The organism is Pandoraea sp. E26 (assembly GCF_000681415.1).
Classification (GTDB): Bacteria; Pseudomonadota; Gammaproteobacteria; order Burkholderiales; family Burkholderiaceae; genus Pandoraea; species Pandoraea pnomenusa.
Genome location: NZ_AYXJ01000009.1, coordinates 182,041 through 206,430 on the forward strand (window position 1 = coordinate 182,041; position 24,390 = coordinate 206,430).

23 protein-coding genes are annotated in these 24,390 nt (G+C 65.1%); 10 read left to right on the top strand and 13 right to left on the bottom strand.

Annotated elements, in window-relative coordinates:
• The first annotated feature begins 65 nt into the window (after positions 1-65).
• From W930_RS0106330 to W930_RS0106360, 7 genes are all read left to right on the top strand, one after another.
• A complete protein-coding gene (locus W930_RS0106330) occupies positions 66-1,445 on the top strand; it encodes an amino acid permease (RefSeq protein ID WP_023595908.1) in 1,380 nt (459 codons plus the stop codon).
• Between the two features lie 7 nt (positions 1,446-1,452).
• On the top strand, positions 1,453-2,670 hold the full coding sequence (gene hutI, locus W930_RS0106335; RefSeq protein WP_023874398.1) for an imidazolonepropionase: 1,218 nt from the start codon (positions 1,453-1,455) through the stop codon (positions 2,668-2,670).
• Positions 2,671-3,048: 378 nt separating this feature from the next.
• Entirely contained in the window at positions 3,049-4,011 is a 963-nt protein-coding gene (locus W930_RS0106340) for a LysR family transcriptional regulator (RefSeq protein WP_023595906.1), read from the top strand.
• Between the two features lie 111 nt (positions 4,012-4,122).
• Positions 4,123-5,127, top strand: a complete 1,005-nt coding sequence (locus W930_RS0106345) for an ABC transporter substrate-binding protein (protein WP_023874399.1) — start codon at positions 4,123-4,125, stop codon at positions 5,125-5,127.
• A 138-nt stretch (positions 5,128-5,265) separates the two neighbouring features.
• Positions 5,266-5,964, top strand: a complete 699-nt coding sequence (locus W930_RS0106350) for an ABC transporter permease (protein WP_223272229.1) — start codon at positions 5,266-5,268, stop codon at positions 5,962-5,964.
• 71 nt (positions 5,965-6,035) lie between these two features.
• Positions 6,036-6,803 carry an ABC transporter ATP-binding protein gene (locus W930_RS0106355; RefSeq protein ID WP_023874400.1) on the top strand — a complete coding sequence of 256 codons (768 nt, stop codon included), beginning with the start codon at positions 6,036-6,038 and terminating at the stop codon, positions 6,801-6,803.
• Positions 6,804-6,848: 45 nt separating this feature from the next.
• Complete coding sequence (locus W930_RS0106360; RefSeq protein ID WP_023874401.1) at positions 6,849-8,186, top strand: FAD-binding oxidoreductase; 1,338 nt, start codon at positions 6,849-6,851, stop codon at positions 8,184-8,186.
• Positions 8,187-8,262: 76 nt separating this feature from the next.
• Here the strand turns inward: W930_RS0106360 and W930_RS0106365 are convergent, their stop codons facing one another.
• From W930_RS0106365 to W930_RS0106380, 4 genes are read right to left on the bottom strand one after another with little or no spacing between them, the layout of a single operon-like run.
• Positions 8,263-9,618: a HAMP domain-containing sensor histidine kinase gene (locus W930_RS0106365; RefSeq protein WP_023595901.1), complete on the bottom strand. Its 1,356-nt coding sequence runs from the start codon at positions 9,616-9,618 to the stop codon at positions 8,263-8,265.
• Complete coding sequence (locus tag W930_RS0106370; RefSeq protein WP_023595900.1) at positions 9,615-10,364, bottom strand: response regulator; 750 nt, start codon at positions 10,362-10,364, stop codon at positions 9,615-9,617. The genes W930_RS0106365 and W930_RS0106370 overlap by 4 nt, the downstream gene beginning before the upstream one ends.
• A gap of 8 nt (positions 10,365-10,372) precedes the next feature.
• Positions 10,373-10,564 (bottom strand): hypothetical protein, encoded by a 192-nt coding sequence (locus W930_RS30585; RefSeq protein ID WP_023874402.1) that lies wholly within the window; start codon positions 10,562-10,564, stop codon positions 10,373-10,375.
• A complete protein-coding gene (locus tag W930_RS0106380; protein WP_023874404.1) occupies positions 10,561-10,932 on the bottom strand; it encodes a GFA family protein in 372 nt (123 codons plus the stop codon). Before W930_RS0106380 ends, W930_RS30585 begins: the two co-directional genes overlap by 4 nt.
• Positions 10,933-11,179: 247 nt before the next feature.
• On the opposite strand from W930_RS0106380, the gene W930_RS0106385 reads away from it, so the two are divergent.
• The 3 genes from W930_RS0106385 (at position 11,180) to W930_RS0106400 (ending at position 15,258) form a co-directional block, all read left to right on the top strand.
• Entirely contained in the window at positions 11,180-11,707 is a 528-nt protein-coding gene (locus tag W930_RS0106385) for a thioredoxin family protein (RefSeq protein WP_023874405.1), read from the top strand.
• Between the two features lie 374 nt (positions 11,708-12,081).
• The gene (locus W930_RS26370; RefSeq protein WP_023874406.1) at positions 12,082-13,674 is read left to right on the top strand and encodes a hypothetical protein; all 1,593 of its coding nucleotides are present in this window, start codon (positions 12,082-12,084) and stop codon (positions 13,672-13,674) included.
• 93 nt (positions 13,675-13,767) lie between these two features.
• Complete coding sequence (locus W930_RS0106400) at positions 13,768-15,258, top strand: MFS transporter (protein WP_023874407.1); 1,491 nt, start codon at positions 13,768-13,770, stop codon at positions 15,256-15,258.
• A gap of 13 nt (positions 15,259-15,271) precedes the next feature.
• On the opposite strand, the gene W930_RS0106405 is transcribed toward W930_RS0106400, so the two are convergent.
• The 9 genes from W930_RS0106405 to W930_RS0106445 form a co-directional block, all read right to left on the bottom strand.
• Positions 15,272-16,681, bottom strand: a complete 1,410-nt coding sequence (locus W930_RS0106405; RefSeq protein WP_023874408.1) for an amino acid permease — start codon at positions 16,679-16,681, stop codon at positions 15,272-15,274.
• A gap of 30 nt (positions 16,682-16,711) precedes the next feature.
• Positions 16,712-18,010, bottom strand: a complete 1,299-nt coding sequence (locus tag W930_RS26375) for a porin (protein WP_023595892.1) — start codon at positions 18,008-18,010, stop codon at positions 16,712-16,714.
• A 45-nt stretch (positions 18,011-18,055) separates the two neighbouring features.
• Positions 18,056-18,961 carry a dihydrodipicolinate synthase family protein gene (locus W930_RS0106415; protein WP_023595891.1) on the bottom strand — a complete coding sequence of 302 codons (906 nt, stop codon included), beginning with the start codon at positions 18,959-18,961 and terminating at the stop codon, positions 18,056-18,058.
• Positions 18,962-19,056: 95 nt separating this feature from the next.
• Positions 19,057-19,944, bottom strand: coding sequence for an alpha/beta hydrolase (locus W930_RS0106420; protein ID WP_023874410.1), 888 nt, complete (start codon positions 19,942-19,944; stop codon positions 19,057-19,059).
• A 32-nt stretch (positions 19,945-19,976) separates the two neighbouring features.
• Entirely contained in the window at positions 19,977-20,861 is an 885-nt protein-coding gene (locus tag W930_RS26380) for an ABC transporter ATP-binding protein (RefSeq protein WP_023874411.1), read from the bottom strand.
• On the bottom strand, positions 20,858-21,601 hold the full coding sequence (locus tag W930_RS0106430; RefSeq protein ID WP_023595888.1) for an ABC transporter permease: 744 nt from the start codon (positions 21,599-21,601) through the stop codon (positions 20,858-20,860). The genes W930_RS26380 and W930_RS0106430 overlap by 4 nt, the downstream gene beginning before the upstream one ends.
• Before the next feature lie 28 nt (positions 21,602-21,629).
• The gene (locus tag W930_RS26385) at positions 21,630-22,187 is read right to left on the bottom strand and encodes a VOC family protein (protein ID WP_024788786.1); all 558 of its coding nucleotides are present in this window, start codon (positions 22,185-22,187) and stop codon (positions 21,630-21,632) included.
• A 32-nt stretch (positions 22,188-22,219) separates the two neighbouring features.
• Positions 22,220-23,245: an ABC transporter substrate-binding protein gene (locus W930_RS0106440; protein WP_023874413.1), complete on the bottom strand. Its 1,026-nt coding sequence runs from the start codon at positions 23,243-23,245 to the stop codon at positions 22,220-22,222.
• 37 nt (positions 23,246-23,282) lie between these two features.
• Entirely contained in the window at positions 23,283-24,233 is a 951-nt protein-coding gene (locus tag W930_RS0106445) for a fumarylacetoacetate hydrolase family protein (RefSeq protein ID WP_023874415.1), read from the bottom strand.
• Positions 24,234-24,390: the final 157 nt, after the last annotated feature.

Here is a 24,390-nt window from a genome sequence, read left to right on the forward strand (position 1 = left end):
CGACACACCGACTTCCTCTGCCGCTCGCGCTCGCGGGCCGGCGAATCATGCTTTCAGGAGACAGCTTGAAAAACCTGCAACGCAATCTGAGCGCGCGGCACATCCGCTTCCTGGCGCTCGGCTCCGCCATCGGTACGGGCCTGTTCTACGGCTCGGCGTCCGCCATCCAACTCGCCGGTCCCGCGGTCATCCTCGCGTACATCCTCGGCGGCGCCGCCGTCTACATGGTCATGCGCGCCCTCGGGGAGATGGCCGTACGGGAGCCGGTATCCGGCTCCTTCGGGCGCTATGCCCGCGACAATCTCGGCCCGCTGGCGGGGTTTCTCACCGGCTGGACGTACATCCTCGAGATGGTGATCGTCTGCCTGGCGGACGTGACGGCGTTCGGCATCTACATGGGCTTCTGGTTTCCGGACGTACCGCAGTGGCTCTGGGTGCTCGGCATCGTGATGCTGATCTGTGGCCTGAACCTGTGCAACGTGAAGGTCTACGGCGAGATGGAGTTCTGGCTGGCGCTGGTGAAGATTCTCGCGATCGCGGCGATGATCGTCGGCGGCAGCGTGATTCTGTTCGCGGGTGTTCAATTGCATGGCGAGCACGCACCGGCGTTGAGCAATCTGTGGTCGCACGGCGGCTTTCTGCCCAACGGCTGGGGCGGTCTCGTCGCATCGCTGGCGGTGGTGATGTTCGCGTACGGAGGTATCGAGATCATCGGCATCACGGGCGGCGAAGCGAGGAATCCCGAGACGGTGATCCCGCGTGCCATCAACGCTGTGCCGGCGCGCATCCTGCTGTTCTACGTGCTCACGATGTGCGTGCTGATGGCGATCTTTCCCTGGACCGGCATCGGCAGCCAGGGAAGTCCGTTCGTGCAGATCTTCTCCGGACTCGGAATCCGCTCGGCAGCCGCGATTCTGAACGTGATCGTGATCTCCGCGGCGATCTCGGCCATCAACAGCAACATTTTCGGCGCGGGCCGCATGATGTTCGGCATGGCCGGGCAAGGACAGGCGCCCGCGGCCTTTTCGGCGACGTCGCGCCACGGCGTTCCGTGGGTCACGGTGCTCGTCATGACGGCCGCATTGCTCGGCGGCGTCGTCCTCAATTACCTGATTCCGGAAGGCGTGTTCCTGATCATTGCATCGATCGCCACGTTCGCCACGGTATGGGTCTGGCTGATGATCCTGCTCTCGCAGGTCGCCATGCGTCGGCGTCTGCCTGCGCGGGAAGTCGCCGCCCTGAAGTTCAAGGTCCCGCTTTGGCCGGTCGGCCCTGCGCTGGCCATCGCCTTCATGTTGTTCGTGATCGGCGTGCTGGGCTATCGGGACGACACGCGCGTCGCACTGTACGTCGGCGCGGGCTGGATCCTGTTGATGTCGCTCGCCTACCAGTTCGGTGTCAAACCCAAGCAAGCGCAACTGCGCAGCCAGATGCGCATGGAATGAGTCTCTTATGAAACGTACCTACTGGAAGCACTGTCACGTCGCGACCATGCGCGACGGTCGCTACAACGCCATCGAAGACGCCGTGATCGTCACGCGAGGCAAGCACATCGAGTGGGTGGGTCCGCGCGGCGAGCGATCGGCCTCGGGCTCGGATCTTTGCATCGACCTGCAAGGCGCGTGGGTCACCCCCGGGTTGATTGACTGCCACACGCACCTGGTCTTTGGCGGCAACCGCAGCCAGGAGTTCGAACAACGCCTGCAAGGCGTGAGCTACGCCGAGATATCGGCGGCAGGCGGCGGAATCCGGCACACGGTGCGCCATACGCGCGACGCCACCGAGGACGCGCTCTTCGTCTCGGCCCGCAAGCGCCTGCTGGCGTTGATGCGCGACGGCGTGACGACGGTCGAGATCAAGTCGGGCTACGGCCTGGATCTGAACAGCGAGCGCAAGATGCTGCGCGTGGCGCGGCGCCTGGGCGAATCGCTGCCCGTGACGGTAAAGACAACCTGCCTGGCCGCCCACACAGTCCCGATGGAGTTTGCCGGCAAGGCGGACGAGTACGTGAATTATGTCTGCTCGGAGATTTTGCCGACGTTGGCCGAGGAGCAGCTGGTGGACGCGGTGGATGCGTTTTGCGAGACGATCGCGTTCACGCCGGCACAGGTCATGCGCGTACTGTTGCGTGCACAGAAGCTGAAGTTGCCGGTGAAGCTGCACGCCGAGCAGTTGTCGCCGCTGGGCGGCTCGAGCATGGCGGCCGAACTGGGGGCGCTGTCGGCCGATCATCTGGAGTACATGACGCCGGAAGACGCCGCCGCGATGGGCCGCGCCGGCACGGTGGCGGTGCTGTTGCCCGGTGCCTTCCACATGTTGCAGGAGACGCGCCGCCCGCCGGTTGACCTGCTGCGCCGGCATGGCGTGGACATCGCGGTGGCGTCGGACCTGAATCCGGGAACGTCGCCCGCGCTGTCGCTGCGCCTGATGCTCAACATGGCTTGCACGCTGTTCGGCCTGACTCCCGAGGAGGCGCTGGCCGGCGTTACGCGCAACGCGGCGAAGGCGCTCGGCATGCTGGAGACGCATGGCACGATCGAGGCCGGGAAGTCAGCGGATTTCGTGGCATGGGAGATCGAACGACCGGCGGAACTCACGTACTGGCTCGGCGGCGCGCTGCCGTCGCGCACGGTTCGCAACGGCGAGTGGCGCGATCCCGCCTCGGCGTGACGCCGCGGCACGACGCCACGTCAGGCGATCGAAATCGCCTTTCGGCGGCTCGAGCCGATCGGCGAGCCGCCATCCGCCAACGCGCCCGCGCAGGTCCAGTTCTCTCCCTACCCTCCGGCCTTCCCGTCAGACACGTACGACACACCGCGAACGCTCGCCCCATTCCCACCCCCTCAGTCTGACGCCGCCCCGTCCAGGCAATTTGTTCCCTTCGCATTCTCGCGCCCTAATACAAAGTATTAGTTTTTCTTAATTTGTTTTCTGTTTTACCCCCCATATACCTACAATTCTCAGAAATTCTTATACCGATCATCGCGGTGAAACAGGCTCGGCCTTCCCGGTCCTTCGACACCTCGCCGCAGCCCTGGAGACACGCCGATGAAAAAGCGCGCAGACCTCGACGTCAGATCGTTGCGGATCTTCGAGGCCGTCGCTTCGGCAGGCTCCCTGTCCGGCGCCGCCACGACGCTGGGCATCACGCAGTCCGCGATCTCCCAGGCCATCGCCCAGATTGAGCAGACCGTCGGCACGCGCGTGCTCGACCGCTCCCGACGCCCACTGAAGCTGACCCCTGCCGGACTCGCGCTCTCTCGCCACGCGCGTCAGATCGTCGACGACATGGATCGGCTGATCGCTCAGGTGCAAGACGCCGACGTGGCCAGCCGTGCCGCCGTGCGCGTGGGCATGATCGACTCGTTCGCCGCCACGGTCGGACCGTCCATCGTTCGCCAGATGTCCGGCAGCACCAGCGAATTGCTCCTCTGGTCCGGACTGGCCAACGGCCACGCGCAAGCCCTGCTGGCACGCCAACTCGACCTGATCGTGACGAGCGACCCGATGCACGACATGGAGCGACTGGTGCGCCGCCCGATTTTCACGGAACCGTTCATCGTGGTACTCCCGAAGGCGCGGGCCGCAGATCTGGCCCAGGCCGATCTGAGCGAGTTGATCCGCTCGTTGCCGCTGATCCGCTTTTCGGGCCGGTCTCACTTCGGGGCGGTGATCGAACGCCACCTGCGCCGCACCGGTCATTCGCCCCGCATGCATCTCGAGATCGATACGTCGGACATTGTGATGTCGATGGTCGCCGCCGATCTGGGTTTCACGATCGCCACGCCGCTCTGCCTGCTGCAGGGGCGCGCCTCGCTGCCCCAACTCGCCGCGTTGCCCCTGCCCGGCCCCGCCCTCTCGCGCACGATCTATCAGGTCTCGCGCGAAGGTGAGGTTTCGGAGATGGCGTCGCAATGTTTCCTCGCCGGCCGTCTCGCGCTCGCGCAAGAGGCGTTTCCGGAACTGCGCCGGCTGATGCCCTGGCTGGGGGAACGACTGGCGCTTTGCTGATCCCCGGCAATGCCTTGCCGTCAACGCCCCGGGCGCGGGGCCGGGCAACGTTCGCCCGAAGCGCGCCATCCGTTCAACGCGAATAACACAGACCCATTAAAGGAGACACGCATGAACCTCTCTCGACGCAAGTTCCTTCACACCGGCGCGGCCATATCGGCCGCCGCGGCAACCGGTACCCTGGCGCTGCCGGGCTCGGCCCTGGCCGCGGACGCCACGACAGTGCAGTACGGCGGATCGGCATGGCTGGGCCACTATCCGGCGTATCTGGCGATGAAGTCGGGCGCCTTCGCGGCGGCCGGCATCGATCAGCAATGGCAGGCGTTCGGCACGTCGTCGGCACGCATGAGCGCGGTGCTCTCTGGCGGCATCGACATTGCCTGCACCGGCATCGTGTCGGCACTCGCGCTGATGGCCCGCGGCTCGAAGCACTTTTCGATCGTGGCCGTACCGGAGAGCTTCGGTCGCGTGGAAGGTCTGTTCGTGCGCGACGGCGTGAATTCGCTGCAGGACCTCAAGGGCAAGAAGCTGGGCGTGACCTTTGCGTCGAGCGCGCACCTGCTGGTGCTGGATCTGCTGGGCAATGCCGGCCTGTCCAACGATGTGACGGTGCTCAACGTGCCCGCACCGGAGCTGCCCGGCGCGATTCAGTCGGGGCAGATCGACGCCGCCGCGGCCTGGACACCTCAATTCAACCGCATTCGCGCCATGTCCGGCATGAAGCTGCTGGCCGATGACACGCAGTTCTCGCTCTACAAGAAGTACAACGTGACGCCGGGCCCGGACGTTTTGATCGTACGCAATGCCTGGGCCGAGAAGAACGCCGACGTGGTGCGCAAGTATCTGAAGGTGTATTTCGACGCCTGCCAGACGCTGCACGGCAAGCCGGACGAGGCCGCCCGCACGCTGATCGGTCTCACGGGGATGTCGGCGCTCGATCAGATCGAGACGATCAAGGGCGCGGAATGGTATTCGCTCGCGCAGCAATCGCAACTGCTCAAGTCGCCGGGCAGCTATGTTGACGGCCTGCAACGCCTCGCGGAAATGCTCGTGACGTACAAGCAGATCGACAAGGCCCCGGCCGTGCGCCAGTGGATCAACACGTCGTACCTGTAAGCCCCCTGTGCGCCGGTTCGTCCGATCACGCGTTGACGACGCGCCGGCGCTCGCCTGAGGAGTCTGATTGTGAATCATCGCCAACCGTCCCGCGCCACGCTGCTGGGTGTGGGATTCGCGTCCGTGGTCGTGTTCCTGATGGTATGGGAGATGGCCTGCCGCACCGGGGTCATCGACCCGCTGTTCCTGCCGCCGCCGTCTGCCGTTGCGGAGCGCATCGTGTCCATGATGGCAGACGGCTCGCTGCTCTCGAATGTGCTCGCCTCGACCCGCCGCGTGATGACGGGTTTCATCGCCGCCACGATCGTGGCCATTCCGCTGGGTATCGTGCTGGGCACGTCGAGCTACGCCCGCGCGGCATTCGATCCGATCCTGTCGTTCCTGCGTCCGCTGCCGTCGATGAGCTGGATTCCGCTCTCACTGCTGTGGTTCGGCATTTCCGAGACGCAGAAGTACAGCATCGTGTTCATGGGGACGTTCGCCCCCGCATTGGTGTATGTGATCGAAGCCACGCGCAACGTGGATCCGCTGCTCATTCGCGCCGCGAAGAATCTGGGTGCCAGCAACTGGCAGGTGATGCGCGAAGTGATTCTTCCCGCGAGTCTGCCGCAGATCCTGTCGGGTCTGAAGATCATTCTCGGCCTGTCCTGGACGTGCGTGATTTCCGCCGAACTCGTCGCTGCACGCGAAGGTCTCGGCTTCCTCATCATGAACGGCAAGGAGTTCTTCCAGACAGAAGTCGTGGTGCTCGGCATGGTGATGATCAGTGTCACCGTGCTGGTGACGGATATCGTATTTCGCGCCATCGAGCGCAAGGTGTTGAGGTGGCAAGCATGAACGATCGCATGGATTCTCACGCTGGCGGCCAGAACGCCGCTTCCACGGATCTCGCCACGAACGCCGCGGCGATGATCGCCATCGACGGCGTGTCCAAGCGTTACGGCGACTTTCAGGCGCTCGAGCGGGTGGACATGAATATCGCCCGAGGCGAGTTCGTGGTGCTGCTCGGCGCCTCGGGCTGTGGCAAGTCGACGCTGCTCAATCTCATCACGGGCTTCGACGAACCCACCACGGGCAAAATTCTCGTGAACGGTCGCGAGGTCAAGGGCATCGACCCGCACTGCGGCATGGTCTTCCAGCAGTACGCGCTTTTCCCGTGGCTGAGTGTGCTCGACAACGTGGCGTTCGGCCTGAAGATGAAAGGTGTGGACAAGGCCACGCGCTATGCAACCGCGCGCCGCTACATCGATATGGTCGGCCTGAAGGGTTTCGAGGACCGCTATCCGAAGGCGCTTTCGGGCGGCATGCGCCAGCGGGTTTCGATCGCGCGCGTGCTCGCCAACGACCCGGACGTGATACTGCTCGACGAACCGTTTGCCGCACTCGACGCGATGACGCGCCAGGTGTTGCAGGAGGAACTGCTACAGATCTATCAAAAGAGCGGCAAGACGATCGTCTTCATTACGCACTCGATCGACGAGGCCCTGATGCTCTCGACGCGTATGGTCATCATGAGCGCACGGCCTGGCCGCGTGGCCTGCGACCTGCCGAACGACCTGCCAATGCCGCGCGACGCGCAAGTCCAGCTCTCGGCACGCTACAACGAACTCAAATCGCAAATCTGGAACACCGTGCAAACCGAGGTCATGCGCAGTCTGGAAAGCCAGGCCGCGTAATTTTCCCGAGGCACGTTTCGGCAAAGCCCCCGCCCTTCTATCGTCATGCCCAATCAAGTTACGCCCTCTCGCCCGCCCCGCCCCGGGCGGGGCACATTCCCCGCCTATCAGGCGGGCGCCGGCTGGAATGCCCTCTTGCCCGCGCGCGTGCCGCACACGCACCCGCCATCGGTGCGAAGCTACGATGTCATCGTGATCGGCGCCGGCTTCACCGGACTGGCCGCGGCGCGGCGCATTGCCGAATTACGCCCCGAAGCCACGGTGCTTGTGATCGACGCCACCACCGTAGGCAACGGCTCGGCGGGACGCAACTCGGGCTTCCTGATCAACTTGCCGCACAACACCGGCATGGGGGGGCACGGCAGTCCGGTCGAAGTGGCGCGCAAGCAGATTCGCCTCTACGACATCGGGTTGAAGTGGCTTCACGAACTGGTCACCACGCATGGCATCGATTGCGGATGGAACCCGGTCGGAAAGTATCACGCGGCCGCCACCCCCGACGGGGAGAAGCGGCTTCGCGACACGCTGGCGCAATACCGTGAATGGGGGGTGTCGTATCGCGAGCTCTCGCGAGACGCCCTGCAAAGCGAGATCGGCACGCGCTACTACGGCTACGGATATCACTCCGACAATAATGTTTTCGTACAGCCGGCCGCCCTGGTGCGCGGGCTGGCGGACAGCCTGCCCGCCAATGTTCGCCTGTGGGAAAACGAACCGGTTGTCTCGCTCGACGGCACCGGACCGTACACGGTGACCACGGCTACGGCGCGTCTCCGGGCGGGACAGGTGATCGTGGCAAACAACGGCTTCGCGCGAAAACTCGGCCTGGCCCGCGACCGCGTCTTCACGATCTACACGTACGCGGCAATGACGCCGGTACTGCCGGCCGACGAACTGGTCAGGCTCGGCCCGGCCAGCGAATGGGGCGTCATCCCCGCGAACCGGCTTGGTACGACGCTGCGCAAGACGCTCGGTGGGCGCTTTGTCGTACGCAGCGCCTATTCATACGAGAAGGAACGGCCGCTGGCTGAGGTGAGTGCCATGCTGAGCGACGCCTATCAGCGCCGCTATCCACACCTCGCGTCACATCGGTTCGAATATGTGTGGGGCGGCGTAACGGCGCTGACCCGTAACGGCGCGCTGTACTTCGGCGAGATCCGCAAGGACCTCTTCGCCTCGCTGGGTTGCAACGGCGCGGGCGTGCTCAAGGGCAGCATGTTCGGCAAACTGCTCGGCGAGATGGCTTGCGGCCTGAAGTCGCCCGAACTCACGGATGCGCTGGGCTTCGAGCGACCGACGTGGCTGCCGCCCGAGCCGATTCGCCGCATGGCGATCGTGTCGGCCATTCAATACCAGAAGCACCGCGCGGGACTCGAGCGGTAAAGCGGCCTGAAGCACCGCGATGCGCTGCAAATCATCGCAACTGGCGGTGAATTGCCATGAATCGCGGTCGACGACGTCACATCAGGCGAAGGCGGGCTTCGAGCCCGCCACCGTCGCGGTTGCGCAGTGTCAGTCGCGCGTCCATCGCCTGTGCGAGCTGCTTCGCGATCGCAAGCCCCAATCCGGTCCCACCGGTGTGACGATTGCGCGAGGTCTCCAGCCGCACGAACGGCGCGAACACCGCTTCGAGTTTGTCCTCCGGAATGCCTGGGCCGTGATCGGTCACCACGATGTCGATGCCCTCGTCGCATCGCACGACCGACAGATTGGCATCGCCCCCGTACTTCAACGCGTTGTCGATCAGATTGCCCACGATGCGGCGCAACGCCTGCGGGCGCGTGACCACCGGATGCCCGACTGTTCCCGTCAAGGCAACGGGTTGACCGGCGTCCGCGTAGTCGCACACCAGTGTGTCGAGCAACGCATCGAGATCCACCTTGCGTGGCGCTTCGACGGCGCCGTGGAGCGTGCGCGCATACGTCACCCCTTCCTTGACCAGCGACTCCATCTCGCGCAGGTCCTGTTGCAGGCGCTCGGCAGAGGATTCGTCTTCCATGGTGTCGACGCGCAGGCGCATGCGCGTGATCGGCGTCTGCAAATCGTGCGAGATGGCCGCGAGTATCTGCATGCGCTCGGTCATGTAGCCGCCGATGCGATCCTGCATCGCATTGAACGCCCTCGCGGCGCGCGCCACTTCGGACGGTCCCTCTTCATTCAGGCGCTCGGCACGCAAGTCGGGACCGAGCGTATCGGCGGCATTCGCCAGCGCATTCAACGGACGTGTCGCCACGCGCACGGCCAGCCAGCAGCATCCGGCGATGAGCAGCAATTGCAGGACGAGCACGACGGGCAGCCAGCCGGAGAGCGGCAGTGTCGGCGTCGGGAACACGTCGATGGTCAGCGGCGAGCCGTCACTCAGGCGCAGATGCACCTGGAGCCGGTCGGCGTCACCGGGCACGCTGCTCACCGTCAGCGGATAGGTCACGCCGATGGCGTCCCGAATCACCGCCGCGACCTGCGCGGCGAGTCCCGCATCGGGCGTGCCGCCGCTCGCGCCCGGCCCCAGTTCGAAGCGGTAGCTGCGACGTGCCAGACGCGGCAGCCACTGTGCACGTTCACCCGCCGGCAGATGATCGAGCAGCGCCACCGAACTGGCGACCTCGCTCTCGATGTAGACGCTCATCATGTTCGACGTGACGCGGTTGCGCTCGGTCATGGTGAGCCAGAACGACAGCGCCTGGGCAAGCGTGAGCCCGACCACGAGGATGAGCGCGAGGCGCGCAAACAGCGAGCGTGGCCAATGGCGCCAGCGCCATTTGCGCCATGCTCCCCGCGGCGACGGACTGGGAGGCACGGTCGGCACGGGTGTCATGCTGGCGGCGCCACGACCGTTACGACCGTTACGACCGCGCAAAACACATATCCTTCGTTGCGCAGCGTCTTGATGTAACGCGGTTCGCGCGCGCCATCGCGCAGGCGCTGCCGCAAACGGCTCACGAGCAGGTCGATGGAGCGGTCGAAGGCATCGGCCTGCCGCCCTTGCGTGAGATTGAGCAGTTGGTCCCGCGTCAGTACCCGTTGCGGGTGATCGAGCAACACGCGCAGCAGTCGATACTCCGCGCCGCTGAGCGCCACTTCCGTGCCGTCAACGTCGAGCAGGTGCCGCGCGGTGGTGTCGAGCCGCCAGTCACCGAAGGCGAGCACCTCGGCGGTCTCGGTGACCTGCATGCCGGGTGGCAGCATGCGGGTGCGGCGCAGCACCGACTTGATCCGGGCGAGCAACTCGCGCACCGCGAACGGTTTGGCGAGATAGTCGTCGGCGCCCATTTCCAGACCAACGATCCGGTCGGTCTCCTCGCTGCGAGCGGTGAGCATGAGCACCGGCACGGTTCGAAACTTGCCCGCGCGCAGCTCCCGGCACAAGACGAGGCCGTCGTCGCCGGGCAGCATGAGGTCGAGCACGATGAGATCGGGGGCGCCATCGGCGAGCACCGAGCGCATCTCCCGACCGTTCGCCGCCACGCTGACCCGCATGCCGTTCTTCTCGAGATAGTCGGCGAGCAGTTCGCGAATTCCGCGATCGTCGTCGACGATCAGCACATGATCGATTTTGTCCATGCGGGCGATTATAGCGACGGGGAAGTCGGCACACGGGCCCTGCCGGCGACCAACGGGTCCGGCATGGCGCGCCTGCGTGCGCGCTCGGGCCCCAGGGTCACGCCGCGGAGGGTGGACGCCAGCTCGCATTGCAGCGGATGCAAGGCTTCCACGCTGAAGCCGCCCGCCAGAAAGGCGACGATGCCAAGCAGGCGTCTCATGCGTCCTCCACCACGGAAAGCCGTTGGCCATCGGCCACCGATGCCGTCATGGCATACGGATCGATACCCTCCAGACAGCCGATGTTCGCACGCAACATGCCTGGTGCCGTACGGGTCTCGTGGAACGTGTAAATGCCGCAATGCCGGCAAAAATAGTGGCGTGCGACGCGCGTGTTGAATTGATAGCACGCCAGGTCGCCTTCGCCCGACAGGAGATGCAGTTGCGACGCGGGAAAAGCCGGCGTCATCAACGCCCCCTTGCGACGGCAGAGGCTGCAATTGCAGCGTGCGGCCGGTTCGACGGGCGCTCTGACTTCGAAACGGACGGCTCCACAGTGGCAGGAACCTTGCAGCAGGTCGGACGACATCTCGTGACTCCCGGGTTGGCCCGCGCCGACGGCGCGATCGCTGAATGCTTTATAGAGCAAATGTCGAACGCGTTTGTATCACTGTGTATCCGGACGCCGCGCGGATACACGACGTTGCCGAAATGAGGGGTTCCGAACACATGGCGGATACGCCCGGGCGATGCAATACGACTACCGGCACCCCAGGACGGATGCCGCTTTCGCGGCGATCCTCGCCGACCTTGCACGCCCACAGGAGAACACCGTCATGTTAACCATCCTCAGAAGTGCTTTCATCGTGCTTGCGATCGCCGGGCTTGCCGCCTGCGGCCCATCCCAGGCTCGCCCGACGACCGGCGGCGCCGCCCCGGAGCTGACCGGCATCGACAACTGGCTGAACAGCCCGCCGCTCACGCTTCGGCAACTTCGCGGCAAGGTTGTGCTGGTCGATTTCTGGACCTACTCGTGCATCAACTGCATCCACACGCTCCCGTACGTGCAACAGTGGCACCGGAAGTACAAGGACCAGGGATTGGTCGTGGTGGGCGTGCACACCCCCGAATACGCCTTCGAGCGCGACACCGGCAATGTCCGTGACGCCGTCCGCCGATTCGGGCTCACCTATCCCATCGCGCAGGACAACCGGTACGCCACATGGAAGGCCTACGGCAACCTGTACTGGCCCGCGTTCTATCTCGTCGACCGGTCCGGAAAGATCGTCTACACGCACTTCGGCGAAGGCGACTACGAGAAGACCGAGGCCGCGATCAAGGCGCAGTTGGCAACGGCACGGTAATGCGCGCGGCTCACCATCGGGCCCACAGGCGTCGGCTCACGCCGCGCCCCGCGCTCCGCGCCGGCTCGCGGCACAGCACGTCGAAGTTCTGCGCCGGATCCGCCGGCGTTATCGCCGCGTGCTGGTCGAACATCGCTATCGTCGCTCACTGCATGACATGTCCAATCAAGTAACTTTTGATGTTTCAAAATGCCATGCCAGGCCGTCGTTATTCGAGTCGCCCACCGAAAATGAGAGGCGGCCCTAAATATTGGCGTCCGGGAGTCGTTATTCCTCATGAACCCGCTGGCTTCCTTACCGGTCCTTACAGACCTTCGGCAACGCCTGCCGATGCTTGCGGATAACCTGGTGTCTTTGACGACAGCCCTCCCCCGATGACGGCCATCAACGCCCTCTCCCGTTCTGTAACGCTGGCAAGCGCGGAAATCGCCTCGCGCGCCGCCAGCGCGAGCGCCGCCGACGCGCCACCTGTCGCGACGGGCCCATCCGCATCCACGTGGGTCACGCTCACGACTGCGCCGCCCCTTGCCAACTGGCCAACCTATACCCAGCCAGTCGCCAACGGTGCGACGTTGTATTGGCAGACACCGCCTTCGGATCCTCTGTCGTTGCTGATGTCTGGCAACGCCAGCACCCATGCGCTGGGCAACCGTCTCGACAGTCTCGGCCGAAAGCTGCTGGATGTCATCGCGGGCGGCGCCACGGCATATTCACAAAGCGTGCTTCGCTCGAGCACCGTCGTCGCACCGTCCGCCGACGCGCTCGCGGTGCAGCGCACGCAACTCCAGACCGATGCGGACAATCGCTTCGCGCTGACGATCAAGACCGCCTCAGGCGCACAGGTGAGCGTGCGTCTGGGCAGCAGCGACGATGGGCTGTCGGCCGAGGTCGCCGTCACCAAAGGCACGTTGACGGATGCCGAGCGCGATCAGCTCGGCAAGCTCGCAGACGCCTTCCAACGCGCCGTCGATGGCCTGGCCAAGCAGCCGCCCGTCGTGGATTTCGGCGCGCTCACCGGCTTCGACACCGCCCTACTCTCGTCCGTCGACCTGTCGGCGACGCTCGGCGCCAACGGGACATCTGCGCAAACCATCGCATTCCACGCCGACGCGACGCAACGTAACGTCCACGTCGACGGCGCGAGCGGCCGATTCGAGGTCAACGTCGACCTGCAGTCCATGCAGGCCGTCGGCAGCCCGAAAGCACAGGCCGCGGCGCTCGACGCCTGGCTCGCCCGGTTCGATATCGCCCGGACACGCGGTAACGGGGACGCCTCGCTGATGCAAATGTTCAAGGGCGCCTTCACCGGGCTCAACGGCCACTACCCGCCGGCGCCGGCCTTGCCGCGCATCGCCCTGAGCAGCGCCGACAAGTCCGTGCTGAGCGGTCTGGCCGACTTCAGCGCGTCGATCTCGCAAACGACCTCGGCATCCAACCCGCTGCGCCCATCGGAAGTCGACGGGTTCGATTACCGGATCTCGCAGCATACGGATATCGGCGGCAAGGACACGCTCAACCGCACGGTCGCGCAACAAGCCGAGGCGACGCTCACGGCGAGCTATCACCGATCACTCTGGGCCGGCGTGCCGTTGAATCTGACGACCGATCCGAAATCGCAGAATTATGAATACGTGAAAGTGCACGACTCGGCAAACACCGACATCCAGGTCGGCTATCGGGACGGCCTGCCGGTCCGCGCCGCGGTGCACCGCAGCGCGGACCAGTCCACCGAGGTGCAGCGCTTCGAGATGGCCCGGCTGGTCAGCGACGTCATCACGCCGCAAGCGATGTCGCAGCGCAGCGACTTGACCACCCTGCTCGCTTCGGTGCTGCGCAACGACGTTGCTCACCCGGCACCGCCCGCCGGCAGCGATGACGCCGAAGTCGACGACGCCGCCCGCGCCGAGATTCGCCGCCGGACCGCGCTCGAAATCGATCCGGCGCGGCTCGGCTCCGCGTCGTCGTGAGAGGTGATCCGCGACGCGCGCTTGCGGTCGCGGAGTAAGATGGTGAGCAAATATTGATGAACCACGGGGATTTCCGGAGTTCTCGACCGCCCGATGTCAGAGACGACAGACGCGACCGACGCCCACCGAACCCTTCGTCCCGCAGCGGCGAACGTCGTCGACACCGACCTGCCCGCTCGCCTCGACCGCCTGCCATGGGGACGATTCCATACGCTGATCGTCATCGCCCTGGGCATCACCTGGCTGCTCGACGGCCTTGAAGTCACGCTGGCCGGCGCAGTGGCCGGTGCCCTCAGAACCAGTCCCGCGCTTGCCCTTACCAACGCGCAAGTCGGCCTCGCGGGCAGCGCCTACATCGCCGGTGCGGTGCTCGGTGCGCTCGGCTTCGGTTGGCTCACCGACCGGCTCGGACGCCGCAAGCTCTTCTTCATCACTTTGCTGCTGTATGTCGTCGCCACCGCCGCCACCGGTTTTTCGTGGAGCTTCGCAAGCTTTGTCGTATTCCGTTTCCTGACAGGCGCAGGCATCGGCGGCGAGTACACCGCCATCAACTCGACGATCCAGGAGTTCACGCCGGCGCGCGTACGCGGCTGGACGGACCTGATCATCAACGGCACATTCTGGGCGGGTGCGGCCCTGGGCGCCGCGGGTTCGATCGTGCTGCTCGCGCCCGGCACGTTGCCACCGGACTGGGGATGGCGCGCGTGTTTTTTCATCGGCGCCGCATTGGGACTCGGCATTCTGTTAATGCGTATGTGGGTGCCCGAAAGCCCACGCTGGCTCATCCTTCGCGGACGCGCGTCCGACGCCGAATCGATCGTCGGCGGTATCGAAAGGTCGCTTCGCAAGCGTGGGCACGCGCTCGCACACCCCGACGGCCCGCGACTGCGACTTCGCGTGCGGCAGGCCACGCCGCTTCGCGAGGTCTGGCACACGTTGATTCACACCTATCGGCAACGCTCGCTGGTTGGCCTGACCCTCATGACCGCGCAGGCCTTTTGTTACAACGCCATCTTCTTCACCTATGCGCTGGTGCTCACCGACTTCTATGGGGTGAGCGCGGCGCGCGTCGGCTGGTACCTCCTGCCGTTCGCGGCCGGCAACGTCCTTGGCCCGATCGTGCTCGGCCACTTCTTCGACGCGGTGGGGCGGCGCGTGATGATCAGCCTTACGTACGCCATCGCCGGCGTGCTGCTGGCGCTGTGCGGCTGGGGCTTCGCGCAAGGTCTGCTGAGCACGCTCACGCAAACGCTGGCGTGGTCGGTCATCTTCTTCTTTGCCTCGGCGGCCGCGAGCTCCGCGTACCTCACCGTCAGCGAGACCTTTCCGCTCGAGATCCGGGCGCTCGCCATCGCGGTGTTCTATGCCGTCGGCACGCTGCTTGGCGGCGTCGCCGGGCCCGCCCTCTTCGGCTGGCTCATCGACACGCAGCGCCGCGCCGACGTGTTCATCGGCTATCTGATCGGCGCGACGCTCATGCTTTGCGCGGCGATCGTCGCCGCGCGATGGGGCGTTGCAGCGCAACGGCGACCGCTTGAAGCCGTCGCCGCGCCACTCTCGGCTTCGCCGCCCGACGACCATTGATGGACTCACCGACTCAGCGACTCGAACCGCGCGCCCCGGCGGTCGCGACAGCGGCACGCTGCCGATACCACACCGCGTACACGACCGAGAGCGCCACCACGAACGGCACACCGTAGACCAACGTCATGCGAAACGCACCGGTGAAATAGGTGGTGACCAGGGTGGCAAGCATGAGCAGCGCGCCTGCGAGACTCGCATACGGATATCCCCACATGCGAAAAGTCAGGGACTTTGCGTCGTGCGCGCGTCGGAAATACAGATGGGTGACGAAGATCATCAGCCACGTGAACATCGCACCGAACATCGATACCGACATCATCAGCGTGAACGACGCCTGCGGCGCCATCACGTTGAGCGCCACGGCCAGCGCGATACCGATGGTCGAGAGCATGAGCGCCGCGACAGGAACACCGTTGCGGCTCACTTCGCCGAAACGACGGGGCGCATAGCCCGCGCGCGACAGGCTGAACATCATGCGTGTGGTGATGTAGAGCTGGCTGTTCATGGCCGAGAGCGCGGCCACCAGGATCACCAGATTGATGACCCCGGCTGCACCGGGAATGTGCGTGGCCGCCATCACCTTGACGAAGGGGCTGCCGTCCTCGCCGGCGGCGTTCCAGGGCACGATCGCCAGCGTCAGGGCCAGCGTGAGCAGATAGAAGAACACCAGTCGGAACATCGTGGCGCGAAAGGCGCGCGTAATCGCCCGCTGCGGGTCCTGCGCCTCGCCCGCGGCCACCGCGATCATCTCGATGCTCAGATAGCTGAAAATCGACACGATCACGGCCACCCACATGCCCCAGGCGCCCTTGGGAAAGAATCCGCCGTTCGCGGTGTAGTTCGCCAGTCCAATGCCGCTGCCCTGCGGCGCGTGCCACACGATGTAGGCGCCCAGCATGAGGAACAACACGATGGCCACGATCTTGAGCATCGAGAACGCATATTCGACCGCGCCGAAGACCTTGACGCTCGCCGCGTTGATCGCGATGAGCCCGGCCGAGAAGCCGACGATCCAGTACCAGCCCGGCACTTCCGGAAACCAGTACTTCATGTACACGGCGATGGCCGTGACTTCGGTGCCCACGGCGAAGACGATGGACGACCAGTAGGCATAGCGCACCAGAAACCCGGCGAGCGGCCCGATGTAGTGCTCGGCGTACGCGCCGAACGAGCCCGACGTCGGATGCGCCACCGTCATTTCGGCCAGGCAACCCATGAGCAACAGGGCGATGACGCCGCCGATGGCGTAGCTCACGAGCACGCTGGGTCCGGCAAAACCGATCGCGAACGCGCTTCCCAGAAAAAGGCCGGTGCCAATGGCGCCACCGATGGCGATCATCGACAACTGCCCGCTGCTCAGGCCGCGATGCAGCCCCTTTTCTCGCTCGACAATGCTGTCGAAGCCCGGTTGTGTCGTACTCAAGTTCGTCTCCTGTGATTCGATAAGTGGTCGTTAAAAACTGTGTTCGATACCGATACCGATGCCCCGGTAGTGCGCACCCGGCGGCGCACCGCCGTTGCCGGTGCCAAAGTTCGGACGCGGTGAAAAGCCGTAGCCGCCCCAAGCGCGGTTGATGACCTGGTAGTACGCGAGGTACACGTCGGTAAGTTTGGAAAAGTCGTAGCGGTAGCCGAGGTTCATTTGCGTCGCCCCCAGGCCGTCGGTGCGGCACGGTGCCCCCCCCGTGCGCGAGCAAGCGCCGTCCATCGCGTAGCCACCGCCAATCCACACCGAGTGACGGCCGCCGCCGAACCAGTGCTGCACCATCGCGTAGACGGCATCGCGCCGGTAGCGATCGAGATTGCCGACGGTGCCGTCGTTGGTGCGATACGTCAGGCGGTCCCAGCCCGCGACCCATTTCGTGTTCGCGTAGGTGAAGACGATCAGGACCTTGTGGGCGTCGTCGCGCGAGCCCGTCGCACGCGAACCGACGTTCGACGGATTCGCCGACGGCGGGGCGCCGAGCCACGCCAGCCCGAAGTAGTCCTTGTGCATTTCATATGCGTAGCGAACGCGCAGCCCGCCGTTCGCATATTCCAGTCCAGCGCCGAACACCTGCGGCGTGATGTCGCCCGCTCGCGTGGCCACCGAACCGTTCGACAACGAGTAAGAGAATCGCAGTTGCAAGCCCGCCCACTCCGGGGTCCAGTACTGGAGGCTGTTGCCCTGACGGCGGTTGAACGTGGCGTCGGCGGCGCCATTCACACGCCCCGACTGCGTGGTTGTGTTCGGCACGTTGAAGCCTGGATTGCTCAGGATCGTGCTGAGATCGCCGGTATAGGGATTGCGCACCGGCGACCCGACCGCGAGCGTCGACCACTGATAAGGCGTATCCCAGTTGCCCATGAACGCCGTGCCGAACGGGCCCTTGACGCCGACGTTCGAATTGCGCCCGGCAATGGCGCCGGTCGATTTGCCGTCGAAGGCCACCGGGGTCTCGATCTGCCAGATCGCGGCGTACCCATCGCCCAGATCCTCCCTGCCGCGCATGCCGAAGTACGAAATGCTCGACAACAGGCGCGTGCCGCTCAGCGCCGGTGCGCTGACGGCGCCCGCCGGGGCTTGCGTCGGACGCACGGCCGATGCCGGTGCCTGTCGTCCGCTCACGGAGACCCAATCCATCATCGGCGTGAGATGTCCGTAGATTTGCACCTGCGCCTGACCGGTCTGGCAAACGCCCATGCCCATCGCCAGGCCGATCAGCATGCCCGGCAGCCGTGCGTCGGCACGCACCGGACGCCGGCGCGGCAAACCACGACGTGACTCCCGAAACCGCAACGCGCCGCGCATGTTCGCTCAACCCGGCAGCGTGAAGCCGCACGCGGCCAACTGCGCATGCAGTCGCTGGTGCTGTTCGCGCGTGAGCAGCGAGAGCGGTGCCCGCACGCGTTGCCAGGTTGGATCGTCGCGCTGCGTCGCGAGCACGGCCTTGAGCGCCGCGATCATCGGAAACGACTGCACGACGCCGCGCACCGCGTCGGCCTGCGCCTGGAGCGCTGCACCGCCGCCGCCCGCCCACTCACGGCACAGGCGCGCAATGACCTGTGGATTGATATTGACCGTGGCGGAAATGCAGCCCCTGGCGCCCCTGGCCGAGGCACGCGACACCAGCGACTCCGAAGCCGGGAAGATGCCGAAGCCAGGAAACGCGTCGAGCATCTCACTCAGGTGATTCCAGTCGCCGGAGCTGTCCTTGATGCCCACGACCGTCGTCGGAAAATCGCGGATCAGCCGTTCGATCACGGGCATTGTGATCGGCACGCCCGACAGTGCCGGGATGTGATACAGGTACACGCGCAGGCGAGAATCGGCCACTTGATCGATCACCCGTGCGTAGTACGCGTACAGGCCATCGTCCGTCAGGCCCTTGTAGAAGAAGGGAGGCAGCATGAGCACGCCGGCACAGCCATGCGCCACGGCATGACGCGTGAGCCTGACAGTCTCCGGCAACGAGCAGCAGCCGGTACCGGGCAACATGCGACCGGCGTCGAGACCATGCCCGACGAGATGGTCGAGCAGCGTCATGCGCTCGTGGGCGTCGAGGGAGTTGGCTTCGCTGTTGGTGCCAAACGGGGCGAGCCCCGCACCGTGCGAGAGCAACCATTCGCAATGTGCGACAAAACGGGGGGCATCCGGCGTCCAATCCGCGTGAAACGGGGTGACGACGGGCGCAAACGCCCCGGTCAATTCGTGATCGACCATGACAGTTCCTGGAAGAGAGAGGGAGATGAACGGCGCTGCCCGCACGCGGCTGCAACAACTACGCAGCTCTGCACGTCAGACAGGCACGACCTGCATCAGGGCGACGGATCGATTTCGTGCAGGAATTGCAGAATTTCTCTGCCGAGCGAGTCATCGCCCGTATCGAGATGCGCCACGATCGATGTGTGGTTGTGGTCGCGCACCTGTACGAAGCGCGGCGCGCGTCCGTCGCGCAACGCCAGCCGATAGCAGAACTCGAGTGCGTAGGTGTCGAGATGCGGATTCTCGAACTCCGCGATGACGACCATCGCCGGCACCGGCATGGCATCGACATGCGCCGTCGGCGCGTCGGCACCGTAGCGCTGGGGGTCCTCACCGTAATACGCGACCACGCCGGGCGCGTTCGGATTGTCCGGCAACACGTCGGCGCGCAGGCGCGCACTGATGAGCACCGCGCCCGCGACTTCCGGCATTGCCGGGCGCACACGAGGATCGCAAAGGTAGCTGGCCACGTGCGATCCGCCGGCCGAATGCCCAATCAACAGCATGCGCGACAGGTCCGCGCCGCCCTGCCCCGCATATGCGCTCACATGGTCGCGCACCCACCGAACGGCGGCGGCCACGTCCTGTGCGCCACCGGGAAATGGGGCTTCAGGCGCCAGGCGATACTCCACGTTGACGGCGATACAGCCATGACGGGCAAAATAGCGCGGCACGTTGCCGTAGATTTGCGCGTTGGCGTTCATGTCTCCGCGCACGAAGCCACCGCCGTGAACGAACACGACGACCGGCGCGGGCGACTCCGCCGACACCTCCGGCCGGTAGATGTCGAGGCGGTGACGGACATGCGGACCGTAGGCCAGATCCCGCTCGACGACGTAGCCGAGCGTCGAGGCCTGTGCGAGCAGCGGCGTATAGGCGTCGATCACCGCACGGCGCCCGGCCGCGATGTCCTGGGCCCAGACGGGCCCGATTTCGCGCATTCGCGCCCGCGCCAGTTGCCACTGCGCCGCCATCAATAAACCCCCATCAATTGCGAGAGCTGCGCGATGTAGCCCGCGTAGCGCGGATGCTGCTTGATCGTCTGCGGCGAGCGCGGACGCGGAAGATCGATCACGACTTCCTGCTGCACCTTGCCCGGACGGGCCGACATCACGATCACCCGGTCCGACAGGAAGACCGCCTCCTCGATACTGTGCGTGACGAGCAGCACCGTCTGCCGGTGCTCCTGCCAGATGCGCAGCAGCTCGACGTTCAGGTTGTCGCGCGTGAGTGCATCGAGGGCGCCGAACGGTTCGTCCATGAGCAGCACCTTCGGCTCGAGCGCCAGGATCTGTCCGATCGACGCGCGCTGACGCATGCCGCCCGACAATTCATGCGGATGATGCTCGGCGAACTGCGAGAGCCCCAGCATCTCCAGCAACGCCTGTACCCGCGGCTCGCTCTTCTCCTTCGGGATCTTGCGCAAGCGCGTGCCAAGCAGCAGGTTCTGCCGTACCGTCAGCCAGGGCAGCATGTTGCTGGTCTGGAACACCACGCCGATGTCAGGCACCGGACGCGATACCCGCTGGCCCACCACACGGACCTCGCCGCCGTCGTGGGGCACCAGTCCGGCCACGATGCGCAACAACGTGCTCTTGCCGCAACCGCTCGCGCCGAGAATCGACACGAACTCGCGATCGGCAATCGAGAGCGATACGTCGTCGAGAATCCGCACCGGCACGCCCTTGCGCTGCTTCGCCGCATAGGCCTTGTCGACGTGGCGTACCTCGATCACGGTGTCCGCGCCTTGCGCACCGGGCGCTGCACCAACGCCAGGCCCCCGCGAAGCGTCATGCGTCTCCTGATCGGCAGCGCGCGCGGCATGCAACTGCGCAACCGTACCCGTTGCATTGCTCATACGTTGATCCCCCGCCACCAGACAAACCGGGCCAGACGCTCGATTGCCCAATACAAGACCACGGCCAGCAAGGTCACCATCAGAATGGCCGCGAACATGACGTCGGTGCGCGCGGCCGCCGACGCGAACACGATCAGGTGCCCCAGGCCCTCTTCCGAGCCGATGAACTCGCCGACAATCGCACCGATGACCGCGAGCGGCATGGCAATCTTCAGACCGTCGGCGAACGCGGGCAGTGCGGCCGGCAGATAGAGCCGCCAGAACGTGTCCCATGGGCTCGCGCCCAGCGCGCGGAAGTGCTCGTCGAGGTTGCGCGCGACCGACGCAAGTCCCCCCATCGTGGCGACCACGACCGGGAAGAACGCGAACAGGAAGGTCGACGCCAGCTTCGACGCAAAGCCATAACCGAACCACACGATCATGAGTGGCGCGAGCGCGATTTTCGGCATGCTTTGCAACGCCGTGACCAGGGGATACAGCGTGCGGCGCGCGAGCGCGCTGTAGCTGATGACCACCCCGATCACGAGTCCGCCGGCCACGGCCGCAATGAAGCCGGCCAGGACTTCCACCGTCGTCACCCAGGTATCGGCGAGCATCTGCGGATGGACTTCCCAGGCCGCGCGAAAGATGGCCGACGGCGGGGGCATGAGGTACGACTGCACCTTGAAGTACGTCACGGCCAATTCCCACAGGGCGAGCAGCACGCCCCAAAATACGATCGTCTGTGCGATGCGTTTCATTCGATGTCTCCTCCGAAAGGTCGCGCGGCTAGGCCTTGCCGCCCGACTTTTCCTTGACCATGCCAGGCGGCGGCGGCACAACGAAGCGCTCGAAGCGGAACCGGTCGAAGCTCTCGATGTTGCGCTCCCACACACGAGCCTCGTACGGATGCTCGGCGTCGATCTGGGTCATCTCGCAGTACAGCTCGACGTTGTTGCCGTCCGGATCCTTGAACACGAGGAAGTAATTCGCACCCGGACCGTGCCGTCCAATGCCGCGCACGATCTCCACGTCGTGCGCGCGCAGCACTTCCACGGCCTGCTCCATCTCCTCGACGCTGTCGACGAGATAGGAGAAGTGCTCCATGCCCGGGCGGCTGTAGCGCGGCAGATCGTCGATATCCGGCGAGTCCTTGGGAATCTGCGAGAGCGCAAGGTCATGGTGATCGCTCGCGGCACGCAGGAACACCATCTGGTCGCCGATCCAGTCGGAGACGGTCAGTCCGAGCACCTCGGTGTAGAACTGCGCCGATTTCCGGATATCGCGCACGACCAGCACCAGATGGCCGAGACGCCGGGGATTGAGTTTGGGTTTGGGGCTTGTCATCTCCACTCCTTGTATGGCTTCGACGCGCGAGCTCATTCGACGAACTGATTGGTATAAAGATCGGTCGCCTTGAGCGTCGGGGACAGATGGAACGCGTCGCGCACGAACTTCGCGGTCGATTCCATGCGCGGCACCGGCAACCACCCCGGCTTGTGACCCTGTGTCTCGCGATCGCTCTGCAGCGCGGCCATCTGCCGGATCTGCTCGGTCATCACCTGTTTGTCGAGCATCGGGTACTGCGAGGCGATCACGGCGGCCGACGCGTCCGGGTGCTCGCGCATCCAGGCATAGCCGCGATAGGTCGCCTGCACGAAGCGGCGCACGACATCGGGCTTCTGCTCGATCATCTTTTCGGTCGTCACAATGCCGTTGCCAACCATGTCGAGCCCGAAGTCGCGATAGCGCAGCGAGCCGATCTCGCGCCCCTGTCTGGCAGCGAGCGACTTGAGCACCGGCAGGTTCGCCCCCTCCCAGCACTCGGTCAGGTCTACCCGGCCCTGCAGGAACGAGGGGTTGATCGTTGACGGGTCGAGTCGCAGCAGCCTGATCGACGTGGGCGCCAGGCCGTTGGCCTTGAGCCAGGCCGGCACGATGTTCTGCAGCGGCGACGCGCCACCGCCGCCCATCGACAGGCCCTTGAGATCGGCAGGCTTCGCAAGGGACCGTCCGGGCTTGACGAGGTAGCAGATCGCGCCAGGCCACACCGCATTGATCGAGCCGACCATCTTCGTCTTGCCACCCTGCGCGCGGTTGAGCATCACGCTGATCGGATCGCCGTAGCCAAACTCGAACAGCCCCTGGTCGATCTCGTTGACGGTGCGCTGCCCGCCGTGCCCGACGATGGCCGACACCTCAAGGCCCACGTCGCGGTAGTAGCCCTTGTTGATCGCGACGAGCACGCCGCCGGTACTGCCTTGCGGCAACCACGAAAGGTTGAACTTCACCTTGTCCTGCGCGGCGACCGGCGTCGCCCACAGCGCGCCCGAACCGGCTGCGCCGAACGCACCGACAAATGCGAGCGCCGTCCACCAGCGCCTTGCCCACTGCCACTGCTGCATTGCTGCCTCCTCCTGACCGCCACGAGAACGGCCGTTGTTATTTGCGCTGTGCCACGACGCGGTTCTCGATGGCGCCAATGCCCTCGATCCCCGCGACCATCACGTCACCCGCCTTGAGATACACGCCGCGCCCCATGCCCACGCCGGTCGGCGTGCCCGTGGCGATCAGATCGCCGGGTTTGAGCGTGAGAATGCCGGACAGGTAGGCGATCTGCTCCGCGATGTTGAAGATCATTCCCGCCGTCGTATCGTTCTGCATCGTTTCGCCGTTGACCGACAGCGTCATGCGCAGATTCTGGGGATCGCGAATGACGTCGCGCGGCACGAACCAGGGCCCCAGAGGAGCGAAGGTATCGAAACTCTTGCCGCGAAACCAGTCGTGCGTGAACGGATAGTCGGTACGGCGATTCAGATCCCGCGCGCTCACGTCGTTGATGACCGTGTAACCGGCGATCCACTCATGCGCCTGCTCCACCGGGATGTGGCGGCCGGGACGACCGATCACCACGGCGAGCTCCACCTCCCAGTCGACCCGCTCGGCGTGCGGCGGCAGCACGACTTCCGTGTCCGTCGCCGTCACGCTCGTCTCGGCTTTCATGAACATGTACGGCGAGCTCTCGCTGCGCGGCGCAAGCTTGGTGCCCATCTCGGCCGCGTGCTCGTAGTAGTTCGACGCGGTCGCGAAAATGCGCCCGGGCTGGTACGGCACGCACAGGCGATAGTCGCCAGTGGCGAGCGCGCCGATCTTCGCGGGCAAGCCGGCGTCCAGCGCCCGGCGCACCGCCGCGTCCAGTGCTTCGCCATGCACGTACCAATCCGAGATCACCGACGTCAGGTCCTGCGCCACAGCGAGCGCGTCATCGGCATGCGATTCGCGCAGCACCGCCGCCAGATCGTACAAACGCCCGTGCTGAACCAGCGCCGTGCGGCGGGCGGCGCCCGCCCCCGGCGCCAGCGATTCATAAGTTGCGATGCCAAACCAGGTCACACCATCCTCCTTGTCTTCCTTGTCTTCCGTGCAGGAGCCGATCGCGTTTTCACCCATCGGCTGTCTTTTTGATTGCTATATGAAGATACAATACATAGCATATGTATACATAACAACTGATTTGTATTTAATTTTTCCATCCTAACGATCGGGACGA

Excerpts from the sequence above, each read along its gene's own strand:
- hutI (WP_023874398.1), top strand. The coding sequence starts at position 1,453 with ATGAAACGTACCTACTGGAAGCACTGTCACGTCGCGACCATGCGCGAC.
- W930_RS0106340 (WP_023595906.1), top strand. The coding sequence starts at position 3,049 with ATGAAAAAGCGCGCAGACCTCGACGTCAGATCGTTGCGGATCTTCGAG.
- W930_RS0106345 (WP_023874399.1), top strand. The coding sequence starts at position 4,123 with ATGAACCTCTCTCGACGCAAGTTCCTTCACACCGGCGCGGCCATATCG.
- W930_RS0106350 (WP_223272229.1), top strand. The coding sequence starts at position 5,266 with ATGGTATGGGAGATGGCCTGCCGCACCGGGGTCATCGACCCGCTGTTC.
- W930_RS0106355 (WP_023874400.1), top strand. The coding sequence starts at position 6,036 with ATGATCGCCATCGACGGCGTGTCCAAGCGTTACGGCGACTTTCAGGCG.
- W930_RS0106360 (WP_023874401.1), top strand. The coding sequence starts at position 6,849 with ATGCCCAATCAAGTTACGCCCTCTCGCCCGCCCCGCCCCGGGCGGGGC.
- W930_RS0106365 (WP_023595901.1), bottom strand. The coding sequence starts at position 9,618 with ATGACACCCGTGCCGACCGTGCCTCCCAGTCCGTCGCCGCGGGGAGCA.
- W930_RS0106370 (WP_023595900.1), bottom strand. The coding sequence starts at position 10,364 with ATGGACAAAATCGATCATGTGCTGATCGTCGACGACGATCGCGGAATT.
- W930_RS30585 (WP_023874402.1), bottom strand. The coding sequence starts at position 10,564 with ATGAGACGCCTGCTTGGCATCGTCGCCTTTCTGGCGGGCGGCTTCAGC.
- W930_RS0106380 (WP_023874404.1), bottom strand. The coding sequence starts at position 10,932 with ATGTCGTCCGACCTGCTGCAAGGTTCCTGCCACTGTGGAGCCGTCCGT.
- W930_RS0106385 (WP_023874405.1), top strand. The coding sequence starts at position 11,180 with ATGTTAACCATCCTCAGAAGTGCTTTCATCGTGCTTGCGATCGCCGGG.
- W930_RS26370 (WP_023874406.1), top strand. The coding sequence starts at position 12,082 with ATGACGGCCATCAACGCCCTCTCCCGTTCTGTAACGCTGGCAAGCGCG.
- W930_RS0106400 (WP_023874407.1), top strand. The coding sequence starts at position 13,768 with ATGTCAGAGACGACAGACGCGACCGACGCCCACCGAACCCTTCGTCCC.
- W930_RS0106415 (WP_023595891.1), bottom strand. The coding sequence starts at position 18,961 with ATGGTCGATCACGAATTGACCGGGGCGTTTGCGCCCGTCGTCACCCCG.
- W930_RS0106420 (WP_023874410.1), bottom strand. The coding sequence starts at position 19,944 with ATGCGCGAAATCGGGCCCGTCTGGGCCCAGGACATCGCGGCCGGGCGC.
- W930_RS26380 (WP_023874411.1), bottom strand. The coding sequence starts at position 20,861 with ATGAGCAATGCAACGGGTACGGTTGCGCAGTTGCATGCCGCGCGCGCT.
- W930_RS0106430 (WP_023595888.1), bottom strand. The coding sequence starts at position 21,601 with ATGAAACGCATCGCACAGACGATCGTATTTTGGGGCGTGCTGCTCGCC.
- W930_RS26385 (WP_024788786.1), bottom strand. The coding sequence starts at position 22,187 with ATGACAAGCCCCAAACCCAAACTCAATCCCCGGCGTCTCGGCCATCTG.
- W930_RS0106440 (WP_023874413.1), bottom strand. The coding sequence starts at position 23,245 with ATGCAGCAGTGGCAGTGGGCAAGGCGCTGGTGGACGGCGCTCGCATTT.